Here is a 17,251-nt window from a genome sequence, read left to right as displayed (position 1 = left end):
ATTAGTTTTTAAATAACAGAGTTGATTTTTCTTTTTTAACTTTTAGTTCAACGGTTCTTCCTAAAATAAGCGCTAGGTTTTTTTCTTCGTGACCGGCAGGGAAATTAAAAAGTACGGGTATGTTATATTCTTCAACAACGTCTAAAATAAGTTGTTCAATTGAAGAGCCCCAAGGTGTGCTATTTTTTTTAACATTGCTAAAATCGCCAACAACTATACCTTTACAGTTTTCAAAATAACCGGCACGTTTTAAACTTTGTAACATACGATCTATATGATATGCATATTCTCCAATTTCTTCAAAAAATAAAATTTTATTAGTTGTGTCAATACTTGTTTTTGAACCTAACATTGTATGTAAAAGTGTTAGATTACCACCAACAAGTTGCCCTGTTGCTTCTCCTAATTTATTATAATTAGAAGAGTCTATAGTATAAGAAAGTTGATTGCCGAATAGCGCGTTTTTTAATGAATTTTTATTTTCTTCTAAATATTCAAGGTTTTTGTCTAAACTAATACCCATTATTCCATGTATGGTTTCAAACCCTAAATTATGAATTTGATTATGAAAAGCAGTGATATCCGAGTAACCAATAACCCATTTAGGGTGTTTAATAAATGTGGTATAATCTAGCTGATCTAAAACCCTTACAGAACCATAACCACCTCTTGAGCACCAAATAGCTTTAATGTTTTTATTGTCCAAAGCTTTTTGGAAATCTGAGGTGCGTTCTTGATCTGTACCAGCAAATTGATTGTTTTGGTTGAAAATGTTTTCACCTAAAATAGGATTTAATCCCCAACTTTTCAGTAATTTCTTTGCTTGTTCAATCTGAGCTTGTTTGTTTAATAATATACCTGCAGGAGAAAGTATAACAACGGAGTCTCCAGCTTTTAAATATGGAGGTTTTATTAAGGTTTTAGTTAGGGGTGTTTTACTAAATTCTGTAGCTGTTTGCTGAGTCGATTTACAGCCAATATTTATAAAAAGGGTAATTAAAATGCAATATGATAAATGTTTCATGATTACTATATGTTATTTTTTTATGCTTATAATTTAATGTAGCTTTTACGACTTTTAGTAATTAAGCTAGATGTGGATTTAATGCTTGTGGTTAATTATTTTAAAAGGAATATTTTTTAGTTAACGCATTTCAAAAGTTGAAAAATGTTAACGTAAATATACTGATTTTTCATTTGAATTTCTAATGCAAAAGTTGAAAAATGTCCTATTAAATCAAGGATTTTTTAAACTTTATATAATTTATGATTGGTTAAACTATATTGTAGTAAAATTGTTTTATTTTTGATAGCAAACCATCTTATAGCAGTTGTTATTTTGCGTTAAATAAGATATTTAACTTTGGGTAAAATAAGTATTAAAAATATTAATTAAAATTCTAATAAATTCTTATGAAATTAATTTTTAACAGTTTAGCAATGCTTTTTTTTAGTGTTGTTTTTAGTCAAAATATAGATTTTACTTCAAATTTGTATAATACTTACCATAGCTATAAAGAATCTAGTTTAACTCACAGAAGAATAAAGTATAACAATATACAGCCATTAGTTAACAAGCTAAAGAAAGATTCTAAATATACCGTAAAAAAAGTTGGAGAATCTATAGAAGGAAGAGATTTAAATTTAATAAGCATTGGTACAGGAAAAACAACTGTGTTTTTATGGTCTCAAATGCATGGAGATGAACCTACTGCAACTCAAGCTATTTTTGATATTTTTAATTTTATTGATAGTGATGATTTTTCTGAAGAAAAAAAAGAACTTCTAAGTAATTTAACACTTCATTTTTTACCGATGTTAAATCCTGATGGTGCTGAAATTTATACCAGAAGAAATGCTTTGGGTATTGATATTAATAGAGATGCTTTACGATTGCAGTCTCCTGAAGGGCAGGTTTTAAAAAAAATAAGGGACAGTCTTGATGCTGATTTTGGTTTTAATTTACACGATCAAAGTATTTATTACAATGCGGAACGTACAGATAAAACAGCAACTATTTCTTATTTAGCTCCTGCATATAATTACGAAAAAGATATTAATAATGTTCGAGCTAATGCTATGAAAATTATTGTTTTTATGAATTCGGTTATTCAAAAATATGCTCCAGGTCAAGTAGGTAGATACAACGATGATTTTGAACCGAGAGCTTTTGGGGATAATATACAAAAATGGGGTACAAGTGCTATTTTAATTGAATCTGGTGGGTATAAAAACGACATAGAAAAACAGGAAATTAGAAAGTTAAATTATGTGTCTATTTTATCAGCAATTTATACCATTGCTAATGGTAGTTATCATAATATTTCAATTGAAGATTATGAAAAAATACCTCAAAATGATCGAAAATTATTCGATTTAAAAATTCAAGCAGTAACATATAATTTATTAGGGAAAGATTACATTATTGATATTGGAATTAATAGGGCAGAGGTTGATAATGAAGATCATTCAAGCTATTATAATGTTGGCCGTGTAGCAGATCAGGGAGATTTATCTACATTTTTTGGTTATGAAACATTAGATGCTGAAAATTATAGTATTGAAGCTGGAAAAACATATCCAAAAGTTTTTAAAGCTATAAAAGAGATTGAAGATTTAGATATTTATAAACTTTTAAAAGATGGTTATACTTATGTGAAAGTTGAAAATTTACCTGAAAATAGCAGGTTTATAAATAAGCCAATTCATTTGGTTAATCCAGTTTTTGAAGCTCCTAAATTAAAAATTAAAGTAGGTGTAAATGCTACATTTTTGTTAAAAAAGAAAGGGGAAATAAAGTATGCAATTATTAATGGTTTTTTAATTAACCTAGATAATTCCAAAACTAATTTTAGAAATGCTCTTATTTATAAATAACTCATTTTTTAAATTAGTAATTGTCTCTTAGTAATTCTAATACAGTCTGAATTTCTTGTCTAACCGTATTTGTTGAAGTTTTAAAGTGGTTATTCATAAAGCTAAATATTAATACTTTATTAGATTTTGTAATTAAATAGCCACTTAAGCTATAATTGTTGCCAAAAGAACCTGATTTTGCATATACATATGGCGTTGGATTCCCTGCATACCAATTTTTTAAAGTTCCTAATTCACCACCAACTGGGAAAAAATTCAGCAAGCGTTTTTTAGGGATTTCATTATATAACTTTGTTAAAACTTGTACAAATGATGTTGGTGTAAATAAATTATACCGACTTAGTCCAGAGCCATCTACCCATCGAGGTTGTTGTTTTAAATCGCTCAATTTATTTTTAAGAAGTTCTTTTCTTATGGAGCTAGAATTTAAAGTGTCAGATAAGGTTGAAGAGGCTAATATAAGTATTTGTTCAGCTAAAAAATTATCACTTTTATGCATCATACGTTTGTATAGCGAGTCAGTCTCAATTCCATAAGCCGTATGTTTCATTTTTATGGATGAATTTGTGGTTAAATGAACTTTATTAGGTAAAAGATGATTCCATAACTTTTTAATTATTAACGAATCTATTACCATTGGTATTTCTTTTGTTTTACTCGGATTAGGTTGGTAATAAAACTGATTAGAATTATATGCTCTTTTAAAGCCAGAAGGTTTTAGGTAAACACTATCTTTTAACGCTTCTGGACTAGTTTTTAGTTCAGTGTCATAATTAATAGTTATTACATTTCCGTACATTGGAAAGTTACTTTTTTCTGGGCTAAAATAAGTGTCATAATCTTCCCAAGCCCATCCCGGACCATACTTTTTATCTTCTAAATTATCGATAATTAGATTTATTTTTTCATAATTACTAAACATTTTTAAAGCAGTACTATCTTTAAAATATGGGTGTAAAAATGTTGGATCTCCTGTGCCTAATACGTTTAACGTATCTTTTTCAATAGTATATTTAAATGAAGGTATTCTATTTGGTAAATACTGCAAGGCAGTATAAAGTGTAAAAATTTTGGTATTACTGGCAGGTGTAAAGTATTTATCTTCATTATAATTGTATATAGTTTTATCTGCTGCCGGGTTGTAGACCAATAACCCTGTAAATTGGTTGTTAAAAAAGTCACTATCAAGTTGTCTAGATATTTTTTTTGATACTCGGGAAGATTTACATCCTATAAAAATAAATATAAAAGCTAAACAAATAAGTTTTAGTTTTGACATATCTGCAATTTTAATTAAAAATAATAATACTTAATTAAAGTACAAACCCATAATTAAATATATAAGTGTGGTAATTGCTCCTCCAACTAAGGCGTATGGTAATTGTGTTTTAACGTGGTCTATATGGTCGGTAGCTGATGACATAGATGAAATTATTGTAGTGTCGGAAATAGGAGAACAATGATCTCCAAAAACACCACCTCCTAAAGTTGCAGCAATTACAAGACCTATGTTTGCTTCGTGAATAGTAGCCATTGGAATTGCAATAGCGATCATAATTGCAAAAGTACCCCAAGAAGTTCCAGTTGAAAAAGCTATAAACGAACTAATAATAAAAACAATTGCAGGTAAAAATTCTGGAGATAACCATTCTTTAGACCAGTTAGCTATAAATTGGCCTGTGCCAAGTTGATTACAAGCATCACTAATAGCAAAAGCAAAAAGCATTAATAAGGCAAGAGGCATTAATTCGCTAATTCCTTTTAATGTTAAATCAACCATTTCTTCAACTTTCATAATACCTTGTATTTTGTATGAAATTATAGCAACAAGTATAGCTGTTATAACAGCATATAATACAGATGAAGAACCAGAACCTTCTCCTATAGCTTGAGACAAATGATTAGAAAATGATGAGTATTCTTCAACTTTATTCCAACCGGTATAGGCTAGGTTTAAAGGCATCATAATTACCATAGTAAATAATGGAATAACCATATTGTATGCTTTAGCTTTAATGCCTTTTTTAGGTTCAAAAGAAGTTATTGTTTCAGAAATCATAGGTTTAGAATTTTCATTTAAAACCTTTCCTGTTTCTTTAGTTCTTTTTTCGGCTTTAGCCATAGGACCAAAATCTTTTTTAGAAATAATCAAAATAAATACAATTGCTATAGCAATAAAAGGATAAAAATTGTATTTAATTGAAGATAGAAGTACCGAAAAAGGTTGGTCTATACCTTGCGTAATTAGCAAGCCCATAATAAAAGCTCCCCAAGCATTAAAAGGTATTATAATTGATGAAGGAGCAGAGCTAGAATCGGCTATATAAGCTAATTTTTCTCTAGAAATTTTTAACTTATCAAAAATAGGTCTATAAAGTGTACCTACAGTTAAGGAACTAATGCTTGTTTCAACAAAAAGAATAATCCCTGTTAATAAAGCTAGAATTTGGACAATTACCCTGCTGTAACCTTTTTGTTTTTTTTCAAAATAATTAATTAAGATATTAATTTTATTAATAAAACCTTCAACCCCTCTAGAGTATTGAATAAATAGTAGCAGTGCACCAACAAGTGCGCTAAACATAATGGTTCGGGTGTTACCTTCAGATTTAAATACGTTCACCATTCCTTCAATTGCTGCAATAGTTCCTTTTATAAAATTCCAGTCGTTCATAATAAGCCATGAAGACCATATTCCAAAAAGTAATGCTACGTAAACTTGTTTTGTTCTTAATGCAAGTATAATTGCAATTATAGGTGGTAAAATTGATAGAAATCCGTAATTATCCATTGGTTTTTAGTGTAAATAATGTATTTCGAAAAATAGGAAAACGTGAATATACTTAAACTAATTTAGTTGAATAAATTTTATAGCAAAATCTAACTATTTTTTCAGATTTAATAAAAATTTATAATGTTAACTGCAGATAATAGTGTTTTTTTAATGTTGTGTCTGATTAGGATTAGGGTTCTTGTATTGGTAATACTTTTTTGAAAAGTAGAGGTTTTTGTATTTTTATAAATAGCTTTAAGTAAGCTAAAAATTAAAAGTTAGTAAAATAGTTGACTAAAAAGAGTGTTAATAGATTGATTAATAGGTATTTGTGAAGTGTAGTAGTGGAGACGCCGGGAATCGAACCCGGGTCCAAACAAGCAACCAAAGTATTTTCTACATGTTTAGTTTTCTTTTAATTTTAGTCCTAATGCTAACCGAAAACAATTTACGTTAGGCTTAGTTTCTTTAGTTTCAAAATGCTAGCGAAACAATAGCAAATCTATGTTAACTTTTACGATGTCTCTTAGCTGACCGCCGCTAACCAAGGCTTTCAAGAGACATTTAGCTTGCACACCTTGTGTGCCGAGGCTCATCCTACTATAATTCAGATTAAGCAGCTAAAGCGTAGTTATCTTCGCCGTTTAAAGTGTTGAAATTGAGATTTACGAGTGCTATTTCATTACTCGACATGCTTATAGTTCAATTGACCTTGCAGTCAAAACCAGTCGTCCCCAATAAGTCAAAGATCAAATTCTTTTAAAGATGGCAAATGTATAAAAAATCTACCAAATTAATTATTTGTTAGTTCCTTTAATTCACAATATCTTAGTAGCAATATTTATACCATATTATATAATGAAATTAGGAATTATAAAAGAACGAAAAAATCCGCCAGACAGACGTGTAGTTTTAACACCAAAAAGGTGTAAAAAATTATTGAAAAAATATCCAAAACTTTCTATTAAAGTTGAAAGTTCAGATAATCGATTTTTCACAGATGAAGATTATGTAAATCAAGGAGTTATGGTTGTTGATTCTGTTTCGGATTGTGATGTTTTGTTAGGGGTAAAGGAAGTTCCAATAGAGTATTTAATTCCTAATAAAAAATATTTTTTCTTTTCTCATACCATAAAAAAACAACCTTATAATAGAAAATTATTACAAGCCATTTTGGCAAATAATATTGAAATGTATGATCACGAAGTAATTGTAAATGAAAAGGGAATGCGGTTAGTTGCCTTTGGTAGGTATGCCGGAATTGTAGGAGCATACAATGGTTTTAGAACATATGGATTAAAATATAGCACATTTAAATTACCTAAAGCCGAAGATTTACACGATCAATTAATGCTAATTCACGAATTGCAACAAATTCAATTGCCTAATATTAAAGTTGTTTTAACAGGTAAAGGTAGAGTAGGGAATGGTGCAAAAGAAATGCTAAAAGGAATGCGCATGCGTGAAGTTTCAGTAAAAGAATTTTTAAATGAATCTTTTTCTGAATCAGTTTTTGTACAAATAGATGTGTTAGATTACAATAAAAGAAAAGATGGGAAAACAAAAAATCAGCAAGACTTTTTTGACAATCCTTCTGAATATGAAAGTAATTTTATGCGTTTTGCAAATGTAGCTGATATGTACATCGCTTGTCATTTCTTTGGAAGTGGTTCTCCGTATATTTTTACACGTGAAGATGCAAAAAATGAAAATTTCAATATAAAGGTTGTGGCAGATATTAGTTGTGATATTGATGGTCCGGTGGCATCAACCATTCGCCCTTCAACAATTGCAGAACCTATTTATGGTTACAACCCTAAAACAGAAAAAGAAACAAATTTTAAAAATAAAGACGCAATTGCCGTTATGGCAGTTGATAATTTACCATGTGAATTGCCGAAAGATGCTTCAGAAGGATTTGGTGAAAGTTTTTCAAAATATGTAATTCCTGCTTTTTTTAATAATGATAATGATGGAGTTTTAGAAAGAGCTAGAATGACTCAAAATGGGAAATTAACGGAACGTTTTAATTATTTACAAGATTTTGTTGATGGAGAATAATCAACAGCACGAATTAGAAAAATTGGCAAATACGATAATGCCCTTCGGTAAATTTAAAGGTAGATATTTAATTGATTTACCAGAACATTATATTGTTTGGTACAATAATAAAGGTTTTCCAAAAGGAAAATTAGGGAATCAGTTGCGTTTGGTGTATGAAATTCAACTTAATGGTTTAGAAGATTTGGTTAGGAAATTAAGGGTTTGATTTTTGATTGAATAAAAATACTGTTACAATTCCCAGTGTATATGCAATTAAATCGCCTATTGAAAAAGTAGTGCCAAAAATAATTCTTAAGAAACTATTTTCTTTAATACTTAAGTAGTTTAATATTTGTGTAAGTTGAAGAAATTCAATAAAATAAGCAATTATTAATACAGTTATAGCTACAAAAGCTGATTTCATATTTAAAAAACTTTTAATAAAATAGAAGAGCATAATTACAGATAGGTAATCTCCAAAAGTATGCCGTACAAAATGTTGCGTAATGTAAAGTGCAATTACTATTTCAATAATAAAAAGTATTAAAAATATAATGAAGTTTTTGTAGTTGAATTTTAGCATTTTATAATTAATTAGTGCTTGTTAAATAATTTTAAAGATACTGTCTAAAAAACATGCATATCCGTCATGCTGAATTTATTTCAGCATCGCATTAGACTGATGAGAAATTATTATGCGAACCTAAAACAAGTTCAGGGCGACGGAAGTTTCATTTTTTAAACAGTATCTATATTTTTATTAATTCCAATCGACTTTTCTAGAAGCGTACATCACACTTGCAAGTATTGTAAATAAACCAATGCTTCCAACAATTAAGGCATAGTTTTCTAATTGTATTATTACAAAAATAAATGTGTACAAAGCAGTTAACGAAATTCCAATAAATATAGGAAACTTAAACGTTTTTAAAATTGATTTTGAATACAAGGTTATTAAAATTATTACTGAAAGACCTGCAATAACATATGCTTTTAAAAAGTTGCTATGTTCAGAGATTGAGATTAATAAGGTGTAAAACATGGTAAGAGACAAGCCAATCATTAAATATTGAAACGGATGGATGTTTATTTTACTTATACTTTGTATTAAAAAGAAAATTAAGAATGTAAGTGAAATTACTAAAAATCCATATTTTGCAGAACGTTCACTTTTTTGATATTCATCAACAGGAATTTTAAAATTTACACCAAAAGCATATTCATTTAAATTTGGAAGTGTTTTAAAATATTCTTGTGAAAAAGGTCTGTTAATATGTAAAACTTTCCATTTTGCATCAAAACCTGTATCTGTAATCTTGTCTGAATTTAAAGGTAAGAATTCTCCTATAAAATTAGCGGTCTTCCAATTAGATGTAACATTTAAATTTGTTTCTTTTCCAATAGGAATAATTTTAAATTGTTGACTTCCACTTACTGTTAAATTAATTGAAAAATTGGAAGGTTTATCCACAATAATTGTGTCTTTGTTTAAAAGAGGGGTTTCTAGTTTATGTAGTGTAACCGTATTTTTGGTATACACATTGTTTTGTTGTGCTTCATATTTTGGAATAAATGGATATGACTTTGAATTTAGAGAAATTTCAACCTGATTATTAATACCTTTTAAATTAGAGGTTTTTATAATAACCGTTGCTTTATCCCATAAAACATCATTATCTTCAACTTCAGCAGTGCTAAAATCGGGTTTTACAAAATTTCCAGAGACATCTATTGTACTTTTATAAACGGAAGTTTTATAAATACCTCTTTTTTTAACTTCCGGATTTATTTCGCTATTAATTTCCAAATTTTCAGGAAAGAAAAATGCATAATTTGTATTAGAAATAGTTTCTTTTGTAACTTTTTTTGTTGCACTATCAGTTACTAGTTTTTCTGTGTATGTTTTGTAAGGTACTTTTAAAATTGGTCCATAAAGTAATACTTCATTTCCCCATTTTTCGTTAATTTCATTTACAACAGACTCCTGTCGGTTTGCTCTTTCGTTTATTAAACTTTTTATATAAGATAATGGAATAAGTAATATAATTATTAAAATTCCAATCATTAACATTCTTGCAGTAATCGATGTTTTAATCCAGTTTCCAAATTTGTTTTGTTGCATGTTCATAGTTTTGTACTTTAAAAGTACTTTGTATTTCAAAGTAAATAGTTAAAAAATATATATTTTAATTCCTTATTAGTTTTTCAAGTGCATTAATATGCTTTTTAAATTCAAGTTTGCCCAATTTTGTAGCAGTATATCTAGTATTTGGTTTTCTTCCTATAAATTGTTTTTCAACAGTAATGTATTCAAACTTTTCTAATGTTTTTGTGTGACTGGCAATGTTACCGTCAGTTGCTCCTAAAAGTTTTTTTAACATGTTAAAATCCGCAAAATCATTTACCATTAAAATAGACATAATACCTAGTCTAATGCGATGGTCAAATGCTTTATTTATATTATTAATAATACTCATGTTTAATTGCGGTCGTGTTTAAAATACATTAAAGACCCGTATATTATATGGCATACACCAAATCCTAAAGCCCAAAAATATAAGCCATAACCAATAAATTGTGTTGAAATTAAACCAATTGCAATAATTGTTAGACCTAAATAACGTACACCTCCCAATGTGTATTTACTTGCATTTACACAGGCAAGTCCGTAAAAAATTAGTGTGGTAGGGGCAATTATTTTTATGTATTCATATTGTATTAATACCAAACTGAAAAGTCCACCAATTATTAATGGTAATGCAAAATTAATAATTAGGCGTTTGCTAGAGACATCCCATATTTTTTCACCACTTTTTTTTGCTTTATAATAAGTTAAAATAATACCTGTAAAAAGTGCTAGCCCCATAACAGACAATGCAATAATTAATAAATAGTCTAACGAATTATACGTCATAAAAAATTGCATCAATTTGTTAGGTTCACTTTTTATTGAATATATAATATTGTGCGCTAGGTAGCTGCCAATTAAAGCATATACACCGGCTAATATTCCAGATAGCCCACTTAAAGACATAAAACGAGAAGATTTACTCATCATATTCTTAATTTCAGAAATGTCGTCTAAATATTTTTTAGAATTCATATAAAAGTACTTTGAATTACAAAGATAATAAAATAATTCCATTTTACAATAAAAAAAATTTACTTTTCAACAACAAAATGTTATTAACTAATTTTATAAAAGATGAAATAGTTTTAAATATTGAATTAATTTTATTTTTTGAAAAAAGTATAATTATTAAAAAAATGAAAATGACAGAAGAGTTGGTTTTTCCGAAAGTATATGCTTATAAAGAGGTGTTAGATAATTGTTTAGCTTATTTTAATAATGATGAGCTAGCAGCCACTACTTGGATGAACAAGTATGCAGTGAAGAATAAAAAAGGCGAATACTTAGAAGCTTCTCCAAGTGAAATGCATAAAAGAATGGCAGTTGAGTTTGGAAGGATTGAAAAAAAATATTTAGATGCCGAAGAAACCAAAGAAGGTCTTTCTGAATATGGTAAAACACGTGATTTTTTGTCTGAAGACGCAATATTTGACTTGTTTAAAGATTTTAAATATATAATTCCTCAAGGAAGCGTTATGTCCTCTTTAGGAAATAAAAATGTAATTGCATCACTTTCAAATTGTGTTGTGGTACCTCCAGTATACGATTCTTATGGTGGTATTTTTCATACAGATCAACAATTGGCACAATTATTTAAACGTAGATGTGGAGTAGGTGTAGATTTATCTAATTTAAGACCAAGAGGTGCGCAAGTTTCAAATTCTGCAGGAACAACAACTGGTGCAGTTTCTTTTATGGATCGTTTTTCAAATACTACAAGAGAAGTTGCTCAAAATGGTAGAAGAGGTGCATTAATGTTAACTATGGATATTGCACATCCAGATATTGAAGAATTTGTAACTATAAAACAAGATTTATCTAAAATTACAGGTGCAAATATTTCATTAAGATTGTCTGATGAGTTTATGATGGCAGTTGTAAAAGATGAAGAATTTACATTGCGTTGGCCAATTGATAGCGAATCTCCAAAATATACAAAAACAATTAAGGCAAAAGAATTGTGGAATACCATAATTAAATCTGCTCACAATACAGCAGAGCCTGGTTTAATTTTTTGGGACCGTCAGCATTATTACTCAACATCTTCAATGTATCCTGGTTTTAAAAATAGCTCTACAAATCCTTGTTCAGAAATTGCAATGCAAGGTGGAGATAGTTGTAGATTAATAGCACTTAATTTATATAGCTTTGTTGATAAGCCATTTACAAAAGAAGCTTCATTCGATTTTGAAAAATTCTATAAAGTTACGTATGAATCGCAACGATTAATGGATGATTTGGTAGATTTAGAGTTGGAAGCAGTTGATAAGATTTTCAACAAAATAATGCACGATAAAGAGCCAAATGAAATTAAACAAGTAGAAATTGATACTTGGAAATTATTATATAAAACTGGAAAAAAAGGAAGAAGAACAGGTTTAGGATTTACAGCTTTGGCAGATTGTATGGCTGCATTAGGGAAAAAATTTGATACTGATGAAGCTATTGCTGTAGTTGATGAAATTATGAAAACTAAACTACGTGGAGAGTTTGATAGTAGTATAGATATGGCAATTACACGTGGTAAATTTGAAGTGTTTAGCCCAGAAATTGAAAAATTCTCTGAATTTGTACAAATGATGGAGACAGAGTTTCCTGATCTATATAAAAGAATGATGAAGTATGGAAGACGTAATATTTCTATTAGTACCGTTGCACCAACAGGAAGTTTAAGTATGTTAGCACAAACATCCTCTGGAATTGAGCCTGTATTTTTATTATCATATAAACGTAGAAGAAAAGTAAATGAAGGCGATGAAAATGCAAAAGTTGCATATGTAGATGATATGGGTGACGCTTTTGAAGAATTTGAAGTATATCACGGTAAATTAAAGCAATGGATGGATGTTACAGGTGAATCGGATATTAAAAAAAGTCCGTATGCCGGAGCAACAGCCCCAGAAATTGATTGGGAAAAACGTGTAGAAATGCAAGCATTAGTTCAAAAATATACAACCCATTCAATTAGTTCAACAATTAATTTAGCAAGTGATGTTCCAGTTGATTTAGTTGGAAATATTTATATAGAATCTTGGAAGAAAGGTTTAAAAGGAATAACGGTATATAGAGATGGTTCTAGAAGCGGAATTTTAGTGTCAAGCGATGCTAAAAAAGAAAAGAAAGATGCCGAATGTTATGCAAATACAATTTTCCCTAAACGTCCTAAAAAAATTAAAGCAAAAGTAGTTCGTTTTCAAAATGATTACGATAAATGGGTTGCAGTTGTTGGATTAATAGATAACAGACCTTATGAAGTATTTACAGGTAAGTTAGAAGATGCATTTTTATTACCAACTTGGTTAGAAGAAGGTTGGGTTATTAAAAATAAAGATAAAAAAGGAGGTTCTCGATACGATTTCCAATTTGAAGATAGACAAGGTTATAAAGTTACAATGGAAGGATTATCGCGTACTTTTGATAAAGAATATTGGAATTATGCCAAATTAATTTCTGGTGTTTTACGTCACGGAATGCCAATTCCTTATGTAGTTGATTTAATTAACAACTTAAATATGTACGATGATAATATTAATACTTGGAAAAACGGTATTGCTCGTACGTTAAAACAATTTGTTGAAGATGGTACGCAAGCAGTTGATAGAAAATGTCCTGAATGTGGAGATCCAGAAGGATTGATTTATGAAGAAGGTTGTTTAAAATGTAAAAGTTGTGGACATTCTAAATGTGGATAAGAATTTAAATTAATATTAAACAATTAAAACACCAACAAAATTTAATATATTGTTGGTGTTTTTTTATGAATCCAATAGACGAATATTTTTACAATCAGGTTGAGCCTTATCAATCAATTATGCTTTATTTACGAGGTGTAATAGTAAAAGTAGCGCCTCAAATTGAAGAAAAATATAGTTTTAAAATTCCTTTTTTTTGTATTGATAAAAAGCCCGTATTGTATTTAAATGTGCTAAAAGGAACCAATTTTGTTGATGTTGCTTTTGTACATGGTATTATTTTAGAAGAAAAATACCCAGAATTAAAAAACTACAATAATAGAAAGCAAGTACGTTCGCTTCAAGTAAAATCTTTAGATAATTTTGATGAGTTGATGTTTTCTCAGCTTTTAAAAGATGGAATTGCTTCAGTTGAAAATAGTAAAAAAGCATGGTTTATTTAAAAAATATCCCTAATCCTAAATTTATTTCAAAACCTTATAATAATTGTATTTAATAAGATTCTGAACTAAATTTTGCTTAATATTTAATATTAAAGACTATTTATAGTTTTTCTAATTGCTACTAAATTACTTAGCAATTTTTCTAAATATTGTAAATCTAACATATTAGCACCATCGCTTTTTGCATTTTTAGGGTCGAAATGTGTTTCTAAAAATAAGCCATCAACACCAATTGCAATTCCAGCTCTGGCAATGGTTTCAATCATATCAGGTCTACCACCAGTAACACCACTTGTTTGGTTTGGTTGTTGTAAAGAATGTGTAACATCTAAAACAGTAGGTGCAAATTGTTGCATTTCAGGAATTCCTCTAAAATCAACAATCATATCTTGGTAACCAAACATAGTTCCTCTGTCAGTTATCCAAGCTTTATCGTTTCCACTATCTTTAACTTTTTGAACTGCATGTTTCATAGCAGAAGGACTCATAAACTGACCTTTTTTTAAGTTTACAACTTTACCCGTTTTAGCAGCAGCTACAACTAAATCTGTTTGTCGCACTAAAAAAGCAGGAATTTGTAATACATCAACATATTCAGCCGCTATTGCAGCATCTTCATTTGTATGAATATCGGTAACAGTTGGAACATTAAAAGTATCTGAAACTTTTTGTAATATTTTTAAAGCTTTTTCATCACCAATTCCAGTAAAACTATCAATTCTACTTCTATTTGCTTTTTTAAAACTTCCTTTAAAAATAAATGGAATTTGTAGTTTGTCTGTAACTTTTAAAATATGTTCTGCAATACGAAGCGCCATTTCTTCACCCTCAATTGCACAAGGTCCTGCTAGTAAAAAAAAGTTATTACTAGTTGTATGTTTTATGTTAGGAATTAGGTTTAAGTCCATTTTAATGTTTTTTTGCAAAGATAGAATAACTTTGAAAAGTTTAAGTATTAAAAATTTAAATTGAATAAAAGGTAATTTTAAAAAATAAATTATTCTTAATTTACCAGCGATTTAGAAATTAAAAATAATGAAAAAAATAGTTGTATTTGTACTTATATGTTGTTTGCATAGTTGTACGGTAAAGGAAGCGCCTGAATTTATAGGTGTTTCAAATATAGAAGTTGCAGCATCTACAAAAACATATATTACTTTAAAAGGTGATGCTATGTTTAAAAATCCGAATGATATTGGTGGTAAATTGAAAACTGATGAAATTAAAGTTTTTGTAAATGGTAATCAAATGGCAACTATAGCAACAGAAAATTTTGATGTACCTGCCAAAAAGGAATTTACAATACCGTTAAAAGTAAATATTCCTACAGATAGTATTTTTTCAAATAAGAATATTAGTGGTTTAATCGGTAGTATTTTTAGTAAAAAAATTGAAGTAAAATATAAAGGCGAAATTAAATATACAATTTTTGGTTTTTCTGAATCTTATACTATTGACGAGGTTGAGAATATAAAAATTAAATAGTGCTTTTTTATTTTTAATAATAAGATTTTAGTTTTTGAATTTTAAAAGTATCTTCAATAAAATATTTTAAAAAATGGATTGATAATTATTTAAAAATTTGTAATTTAATCAGTCATTTAATTTATATTTTTTTATGATGCATATTAAACTATTTAACCAAGTATTATTTTTCTTTTCAATAATTTTAATCACTTCATGTTCAGGTAATCCACAATTAAATCTTTCGGAAACTGTATTGTTTCCAAAACCGGTTTCATTACTAGAAACAGGAAGTTCATTTGAACTAAATGCTAAAACTAAAATTCTTGTAAATAATAATTCAAAAGAATTATTAGAAATTGGAAATTCTTTAGCATCATTTATAAGTCCTGCTACAGGTTTTAATTTACCAGTAGAAATTGGATCTGAAACTTCAAAACCTAATAATATTTATTTGAATATAACAGATTTAGATGCTGAATTTGGAAGTGAAGGTTATAAATTAACTATTTCTGAAGAAACAATAGTAGTTGAATCTGCTACTGTAGAAGGTGTTTTTAGGGGGATTCAAACATTGCGTCAAATTTTACCAGATGAAATAGAGTCTAAACAATTGCAAGAAAAATCTTGGTTTATTCCAACTGGAGAAATTAAAGATTATCCGGAATATGCATATAGAGGTGCAATGTTAGATGTTGCACGTCACTTTTTTGATGTTGAAGATGTTAAACACTATATAGATTTACTTGCGGCTTATAAAATTAATGTGCTTCATTTACATTTATCTGATGATCAAGGTTGGAGAATTGAAATTAAATCGTGGCCAAAACTTACAACAATTGGTGGTTCTACTGAGGTTGGTGGAGGCGAAGGAGGTTTTTATACACAAGAACAGTATAAAGAAATTGTGGCATATGCAGCAGCTAACTATATTACTGTAATTCCAGAAATTGATATGCCAGGGCATACAAATGCAGCATTGGCATCGTATCCAGAATTAAATTGTAATGGTAAATCTCCAGAATTATATACAGGAATAAAAGTTGGTTTTAGCACCTTATGTACAAGTAAAGAAATTACATATAAATTTATTGATGATGTGGTTAAAGAATTAGTAGCATTAACACCTGGCCCATATATTCATATTGGAGGAGACGAATCTCATGTTACAGATATGGAAGATTATATACCTTTTATTAATAGAGTTCAAGATATTGTTAACTCTTATAATAAAACAGTAATTGGTTGGGATGAAATAGCTCATGCAGATCTTAAAAATGAGGCTATTGTTCAATTTTGGGCTAAAGAAGAGAATGCTAAAAAAGGAGTTGCTCAAAATTCAAAAGTTATAGTATCACCTTCAACAAAAACTTATTTGGATATGAAGTACGATTCTTTAACTAATATAGGTTTAAATTGGGCTGGTTATATAGAATTGGATAGCGCTTATTTATGGACTCCAGATACTTTTATTAAGGGTGTTAAAAAAGAAAATATTTTAGGTATAGAATCTCCTTTATGGACTGAGACAATTACAACAATGGATGATATTGAATATATGGTATTTCCTAGAATTATTGGTCATTCTGAAATCGGTTGGACGCCAACTTCTTTAAGAAATTGGGAAGACTATAAAGAACGTTTAATAAAACATACTAAAAGATTAAAACTTATGGATGTTAATTATTACGATTCTAAACTTCTTTCTGAATAATAATTTAGTTGAATTATAAGAAGAACTCTATAAAAAATAAATTCAGAGGTCATATTGAGCTTGTCGAAATATAACAATTTGTTGCAAAGTAACAATGGATTTCGACAAGCTCAA

The 17,251-nt window shown here is 28.7% G+C and carries 15 protein-coding genes and 1 other RNA gene; 7 read left to right on the top strand and 9 right to left on the bottom strand.

All coding sequences use genetic code 11. From position 1 onward, the window contains the following. Position 1 precedes the first annotated feature (1 nt). Positions 2 to 1,024 carry an LD-carboxypeptidase gene (locus MHL31_RS07255; RefSeq protein WP_240228481.1) on the bottom strand — a complete coding sequence of 341 codons (1,023 nt, stop codon included), beginning with the start codon at positions 1,022 to 1,024 and terminating at the stop codon, positions 2 to 4. A 389-nt stretch (positions 1,025 to 1,413) separates the two neighbouring features. On the opposite strand from MHL31_RS07255, the gene MHL31_RS07250 reads away from it, so the two are divergent. Then, positions 1,414 to 2,877 carry a M14 family zinc carboxypeptidase gene (locus tag MHL31_RS07250; RefSeq protein WP_240228480.1) on the top strand — a complete coding sequence of 488 codons (1,464 nt, stop codon included), beginning with the start codon at positions 1,414 to 1,416 and terminating at the stop codon, positions 2,875 to 2,877. A 13-nt stretch (positions 2,878 to 2,890) separates the two neighbouring features. Here the strand turns inward: MHL31_RS07250 and MHL31_RS07245 are convergent, their stop codons facing one another. From MHL31_RS07245 to ssrA, 3 genes are all read right to left on the bottom strand, one after another. Continuing rightward, positions 2,891 to 4,156, bottom strand: a complete 1,266-nt coding sequence (locus MHL31_RS07245; protein ID WP_240228478.1) for a D-alanyl-D-alanine carboxypeptidase — start codon at positions 4,154 to 4,156, stop codon at positions 2,891 to 2,893. Positions 4,157 to 4,186: 30 nt separating this feature from the next. Beyond that, positions 4,187 to 5,668, bottom strand: a complete 1,482-nt coding sequence (locus MHL31_RS07240; RefSeq protein ID WP_240228476.1) for a Na+/H+ antiporter NhaC family protein — start codon at positions 5,666 to 5,668, stop codon at positions 4,187 to 4,189. A 324-nt stretch (positions 5,669 to 5,992) separates the two neighbouring features. Next, positions 5,993 to 6,386: a transfer-messenger RNA gene (gene ssrA / locus MHL31_RS07235) on the bottom strand. Positions 6,387 to 6,508: 122 nt separating this feature from the next. Here ssrA and MHL31_RS07230 point away from each other — a divergent pair. Both MHL31_RS07230 and MHL31_RS07225 read left to right on the top strand, forming a co-directional pair. Beyond that, positions 6,509 to 7,711: an NAD(P)-dependent oxidoreductase gene (locus tag MHL31_RS07230; RefSeq protein WP_240228475.1), complete on the top strand. Its 1,203-nt coding sequence runs from the start codon at positions 6,509 to 6,511 to the stop codon at positions 7,709 to 7,711. Continuing rightward, positions 7,701 to 7,919 carry a DUF3820 family protein gene (locus tag MHL31_RS07225; RefSeq protein ID WP_240228473.1) on the top strand — a complete coding sequence of 73 codons (219 nt, stop codon included), beginning with the start codon at positions 7,701 to 7,703 and terminating at the stop codon, positions 7,917 to 7,919. Before MHL31_RS07230 ends, MHL31_RS07225 begins: the two co-directional genes overlap by 11 nt. Here the strand turns inward: MHL31_RS07225 and MHL31_RS07220 are convergent. The 4 genes from MHL31_RS07220 to MHL31_RS07205 all read right to left on the bottom strand — a co-directional run bounded on the left by MHL31_RS07220 (position 7,908) and on the right by MHL31_RS07205 (position 10,796). Beyond that, positions 7,908 to 8,276 carry a DUF2809 domain-containing protein gene (locus tag MHL31_RS07220; RefSeq protein ID WP_256451654.1) on the bottom strand — a complete coding sequence of 123 codons (369 nt, stop codon included), beginning with the start codon at positions 8,274 to 8,276 and terminating at the stop codon, positions 7,908 to 7,910. The two genes, MHL31_RS07225 and MHL31_RS07220, sit on opposite strands and share 12 nt — an antisense overlap. Positions 8,277 to 8,453: 177 nt before the next feature. Then, a complete protein-coding gene (gene creD / locus MHL31_RS07215; protein ID WP_371824146.1) occupies positions 8,454 to 9,815 on the bottom strand; it encodes a cell envelope integrity protein CreD in 1,362 nt (453 codons plus the stop codon). Positions 9,816 to 9,879: 64 nt separating this feature from the next. Further along, positions 9,880 to 10,170, bottom strand: a complete 291-nt coding sequence (locus MHL31_RS07210) for a transcriptional regulator (protein ID WP_240228471.1) — start codon at positions 10,168 to 10,170, stop codon at positions 9,880 to 9,882. Between the two features lie 2 nt (positions 10,171 to 10,172). Beyond that, complete coding sequence (locus tag MHL31_RS07205; protein ID WP_240228469.1) at positions 10,173 to 10,796, bottom strand: hypothetical protein; 624 nt, start codon at positions 10,794 to 10,796, stop codon at positions 10,173 to 10,175. Positions 10,797 to 10,960: 164 nt separating this feature from the next. Here MHL31_RS07205 and MHL31_RS07200 point away from each other — a divergent pair, with 164 nt between their 5' ends. Together MHL31_RS07200 and MHL31_RS07195 are read left to right on the top strand one after the other, a co-directional pair. After that, positions 10,961 to 13,516: an adenosylcobalamin-dependent ribonucleoside-diphosphate reductase gene (locus MHL31_RS07200; protein WP_240228467.1), complete on the top strand. Its 2,556-nt coding sequence runs from the start codon at positions 10,961 to 10,963 to the stop codon at positions 13,514 to 13,516. 65 nt (positions 13,517 to 13,581) lie between these two features. Next, positions 13,582 to 13,959 (top strand): DUF1801 domain-containing protein, encoded by a 378-nt coding sequence (locus MHL31_RS07195; protein WP_240228465.1) that lies wholly within the window; start codon positions 13,582 to 13,584, stop codon positions 13,957 to 13,959. Positions 13,960 to 14,048: 89 nt separating this feature from the next. On the opposite strand, the gene kdsA is transcribed toward MHL31_RS07195, so the two are convergent. After that, a complete protein-coding gene (gene kdsA / locus MHL31_RS07190; protein ID WP_240228464.1) occupies positions 14,049 to 14,867 on the bottom strand; it encodes a 3-deoxy-8-phosphooctulonate synthase in 819 nt (272 codons plus the stop codon). A gap of 127 nt (positions 14,868 to 14,994) precedes the next feature. Here kdsA and MHL31_RS07185 point away from each other — a divergent pair, with 127 nt between their 5' ends. Then, complete coding sequence (locus MHL31_RS07185) at positions 14,995 to 15,444, top strand: LEA type 2 family protein (RefSeq protein WP_240228463.1); 450 nt, start codon at positions 14,995 to 14,997, stop codon at positions 15,442 to 15,444. 133 nt (positions 15,445 to 15,577) lie between these two features. Then, a complete protein-coding gene (locus tag MHL31_RS07180) occupies positions 15,578 to 17,137 on the top strand; it encodes a beta-N-acetylhexosaminidase (protein ID WP_240228462.1) in 1,560 nt (519 codons plus the stop codon). Positions 17,138 to 17,251 lie beyond the last annotated feature (114 nt).

This window comes from Lutibacter sp. A80 (assembly GCF_022429645.1).
In the GTDB taxonomy this organism is placed as follows: domain Bacteria; phylum Bacteroidota; class Bacteroidia; order Flavobacteriales; family Flavobacteriaceae; genus Lutibacter.
This window is presented reverse-complemented; position numbering and strand designations above follow the sequence as displayed.

What these genes read in the sequence shown, in the direction of transcription:
- MHL31_RS07255 (WP_240228481.1), bottom strand. Translation starts at nt 1,024, where the DNA reads ATGAAACATTTATCATATTGCATTTTAATTACCCTTTTTATAAATATT.
- MHL31_RS07250 (WP_240228480.1), top strand. Translation starts at nt 1,414, where the DNA reads ATGAAATTAATTTTTAACAGTTTAGCAATGCTTTTTTTTAGTGTTGTT.
- MHL31_RS07245 (WP_240228478.1), bottom strand. Translation starts at nt 4,156, where the DNA reads ATGTCAAAACTAAAACTTATTTGTTTAGCTTTTATATTTATTTTTATA.
- MHL31_RS07240 (WP_240228476.1), bottom strand. Translation starts at nt 5,668, where the DNA reads ATGGATAATTACGGATTTCTATCAATTTTACCACCTATAATTGCAATT.
- MHL31_RS07230 (WP_240228475.1), top strand. Translation starts at nt 6,509, where the DNA reads ATGAAATTAGGAATTATAAAAGAACGAAAAAATCCGCCAGACAGACGT.
- MHL31_RS07225 (WP_240228473.1), top strand. Translation starts at nt 7,701, where the DNA reads ATGGAGAATAATCAACAGCACGAATTAGAAAAATTGGCAAATACGATA.
- MHL31_RS07220 (WP_256451654.1), bottom strand. Translation starts at nt 8,276, where the DNA reads ATGCTAAAATTCAACTACAAAAACTTCATTATATTTTTAATACTTTTT.
- creD (WP_371824146.1), bottom strand. Translation starts at nt 9,815, where the DNA reads ATGCAACAAAACAAATTTGGAAACTGGATTAAAACATCGATTACTGCA.
- MHL31_RS07210 (WP_240228471.1), bottom strand. Translation starts at nt 10,170, where the DNA reads ATGAGTATTATTAATAATATAAATAAAGCATTTGACCATCGCATTAGA.
- MHL31_RS07205 (WP_240228469.1), bottom strand. Translation starts at nt 10,796, where the DNA reads ATGAATTCTAAAAAATATTTAGACGACATTTCTGAAATTAAGAATATG.
- MHL31_RS07200 (WP_240228467.1), top strand. Translation starts at nt 10,961, where the DNA reads ATGAAAATGACAGAAGAGTTGGTTTTTCCGAAAGTATATGCTTATAAA.
- MHL31_RS07195 (WP_240228465.1), top strand. Translation starts at nt 13,582, where the DNA reads ATGAATCCAATAGACGAATATTTTTACAATCAGGTTGAGCCTTATCAA.
- kdsA (WP_240228464.1), bottom strand. Translation starts at nt 14,867, where the DNA reads ATGGACTTAAACCTAATTCCTAACATAAAACATACAACTAGTAATAAC.
- MHL31_RS07185 (WP_240228463.1), top strand. Translation starts at nt 14,995, where the DNA reads ATGAAAAAAATAGTTGTATTTGTACTTATATGTTGTTTGCATAGTTGT.
- MHL31_RS07180 (WP_240228462.1), top strand. Translation starts at nt 15,578, where the DNA reads ATGATGCATATTAAACTATTTAACCAAGTATTATTTTTCTTTTCAATA.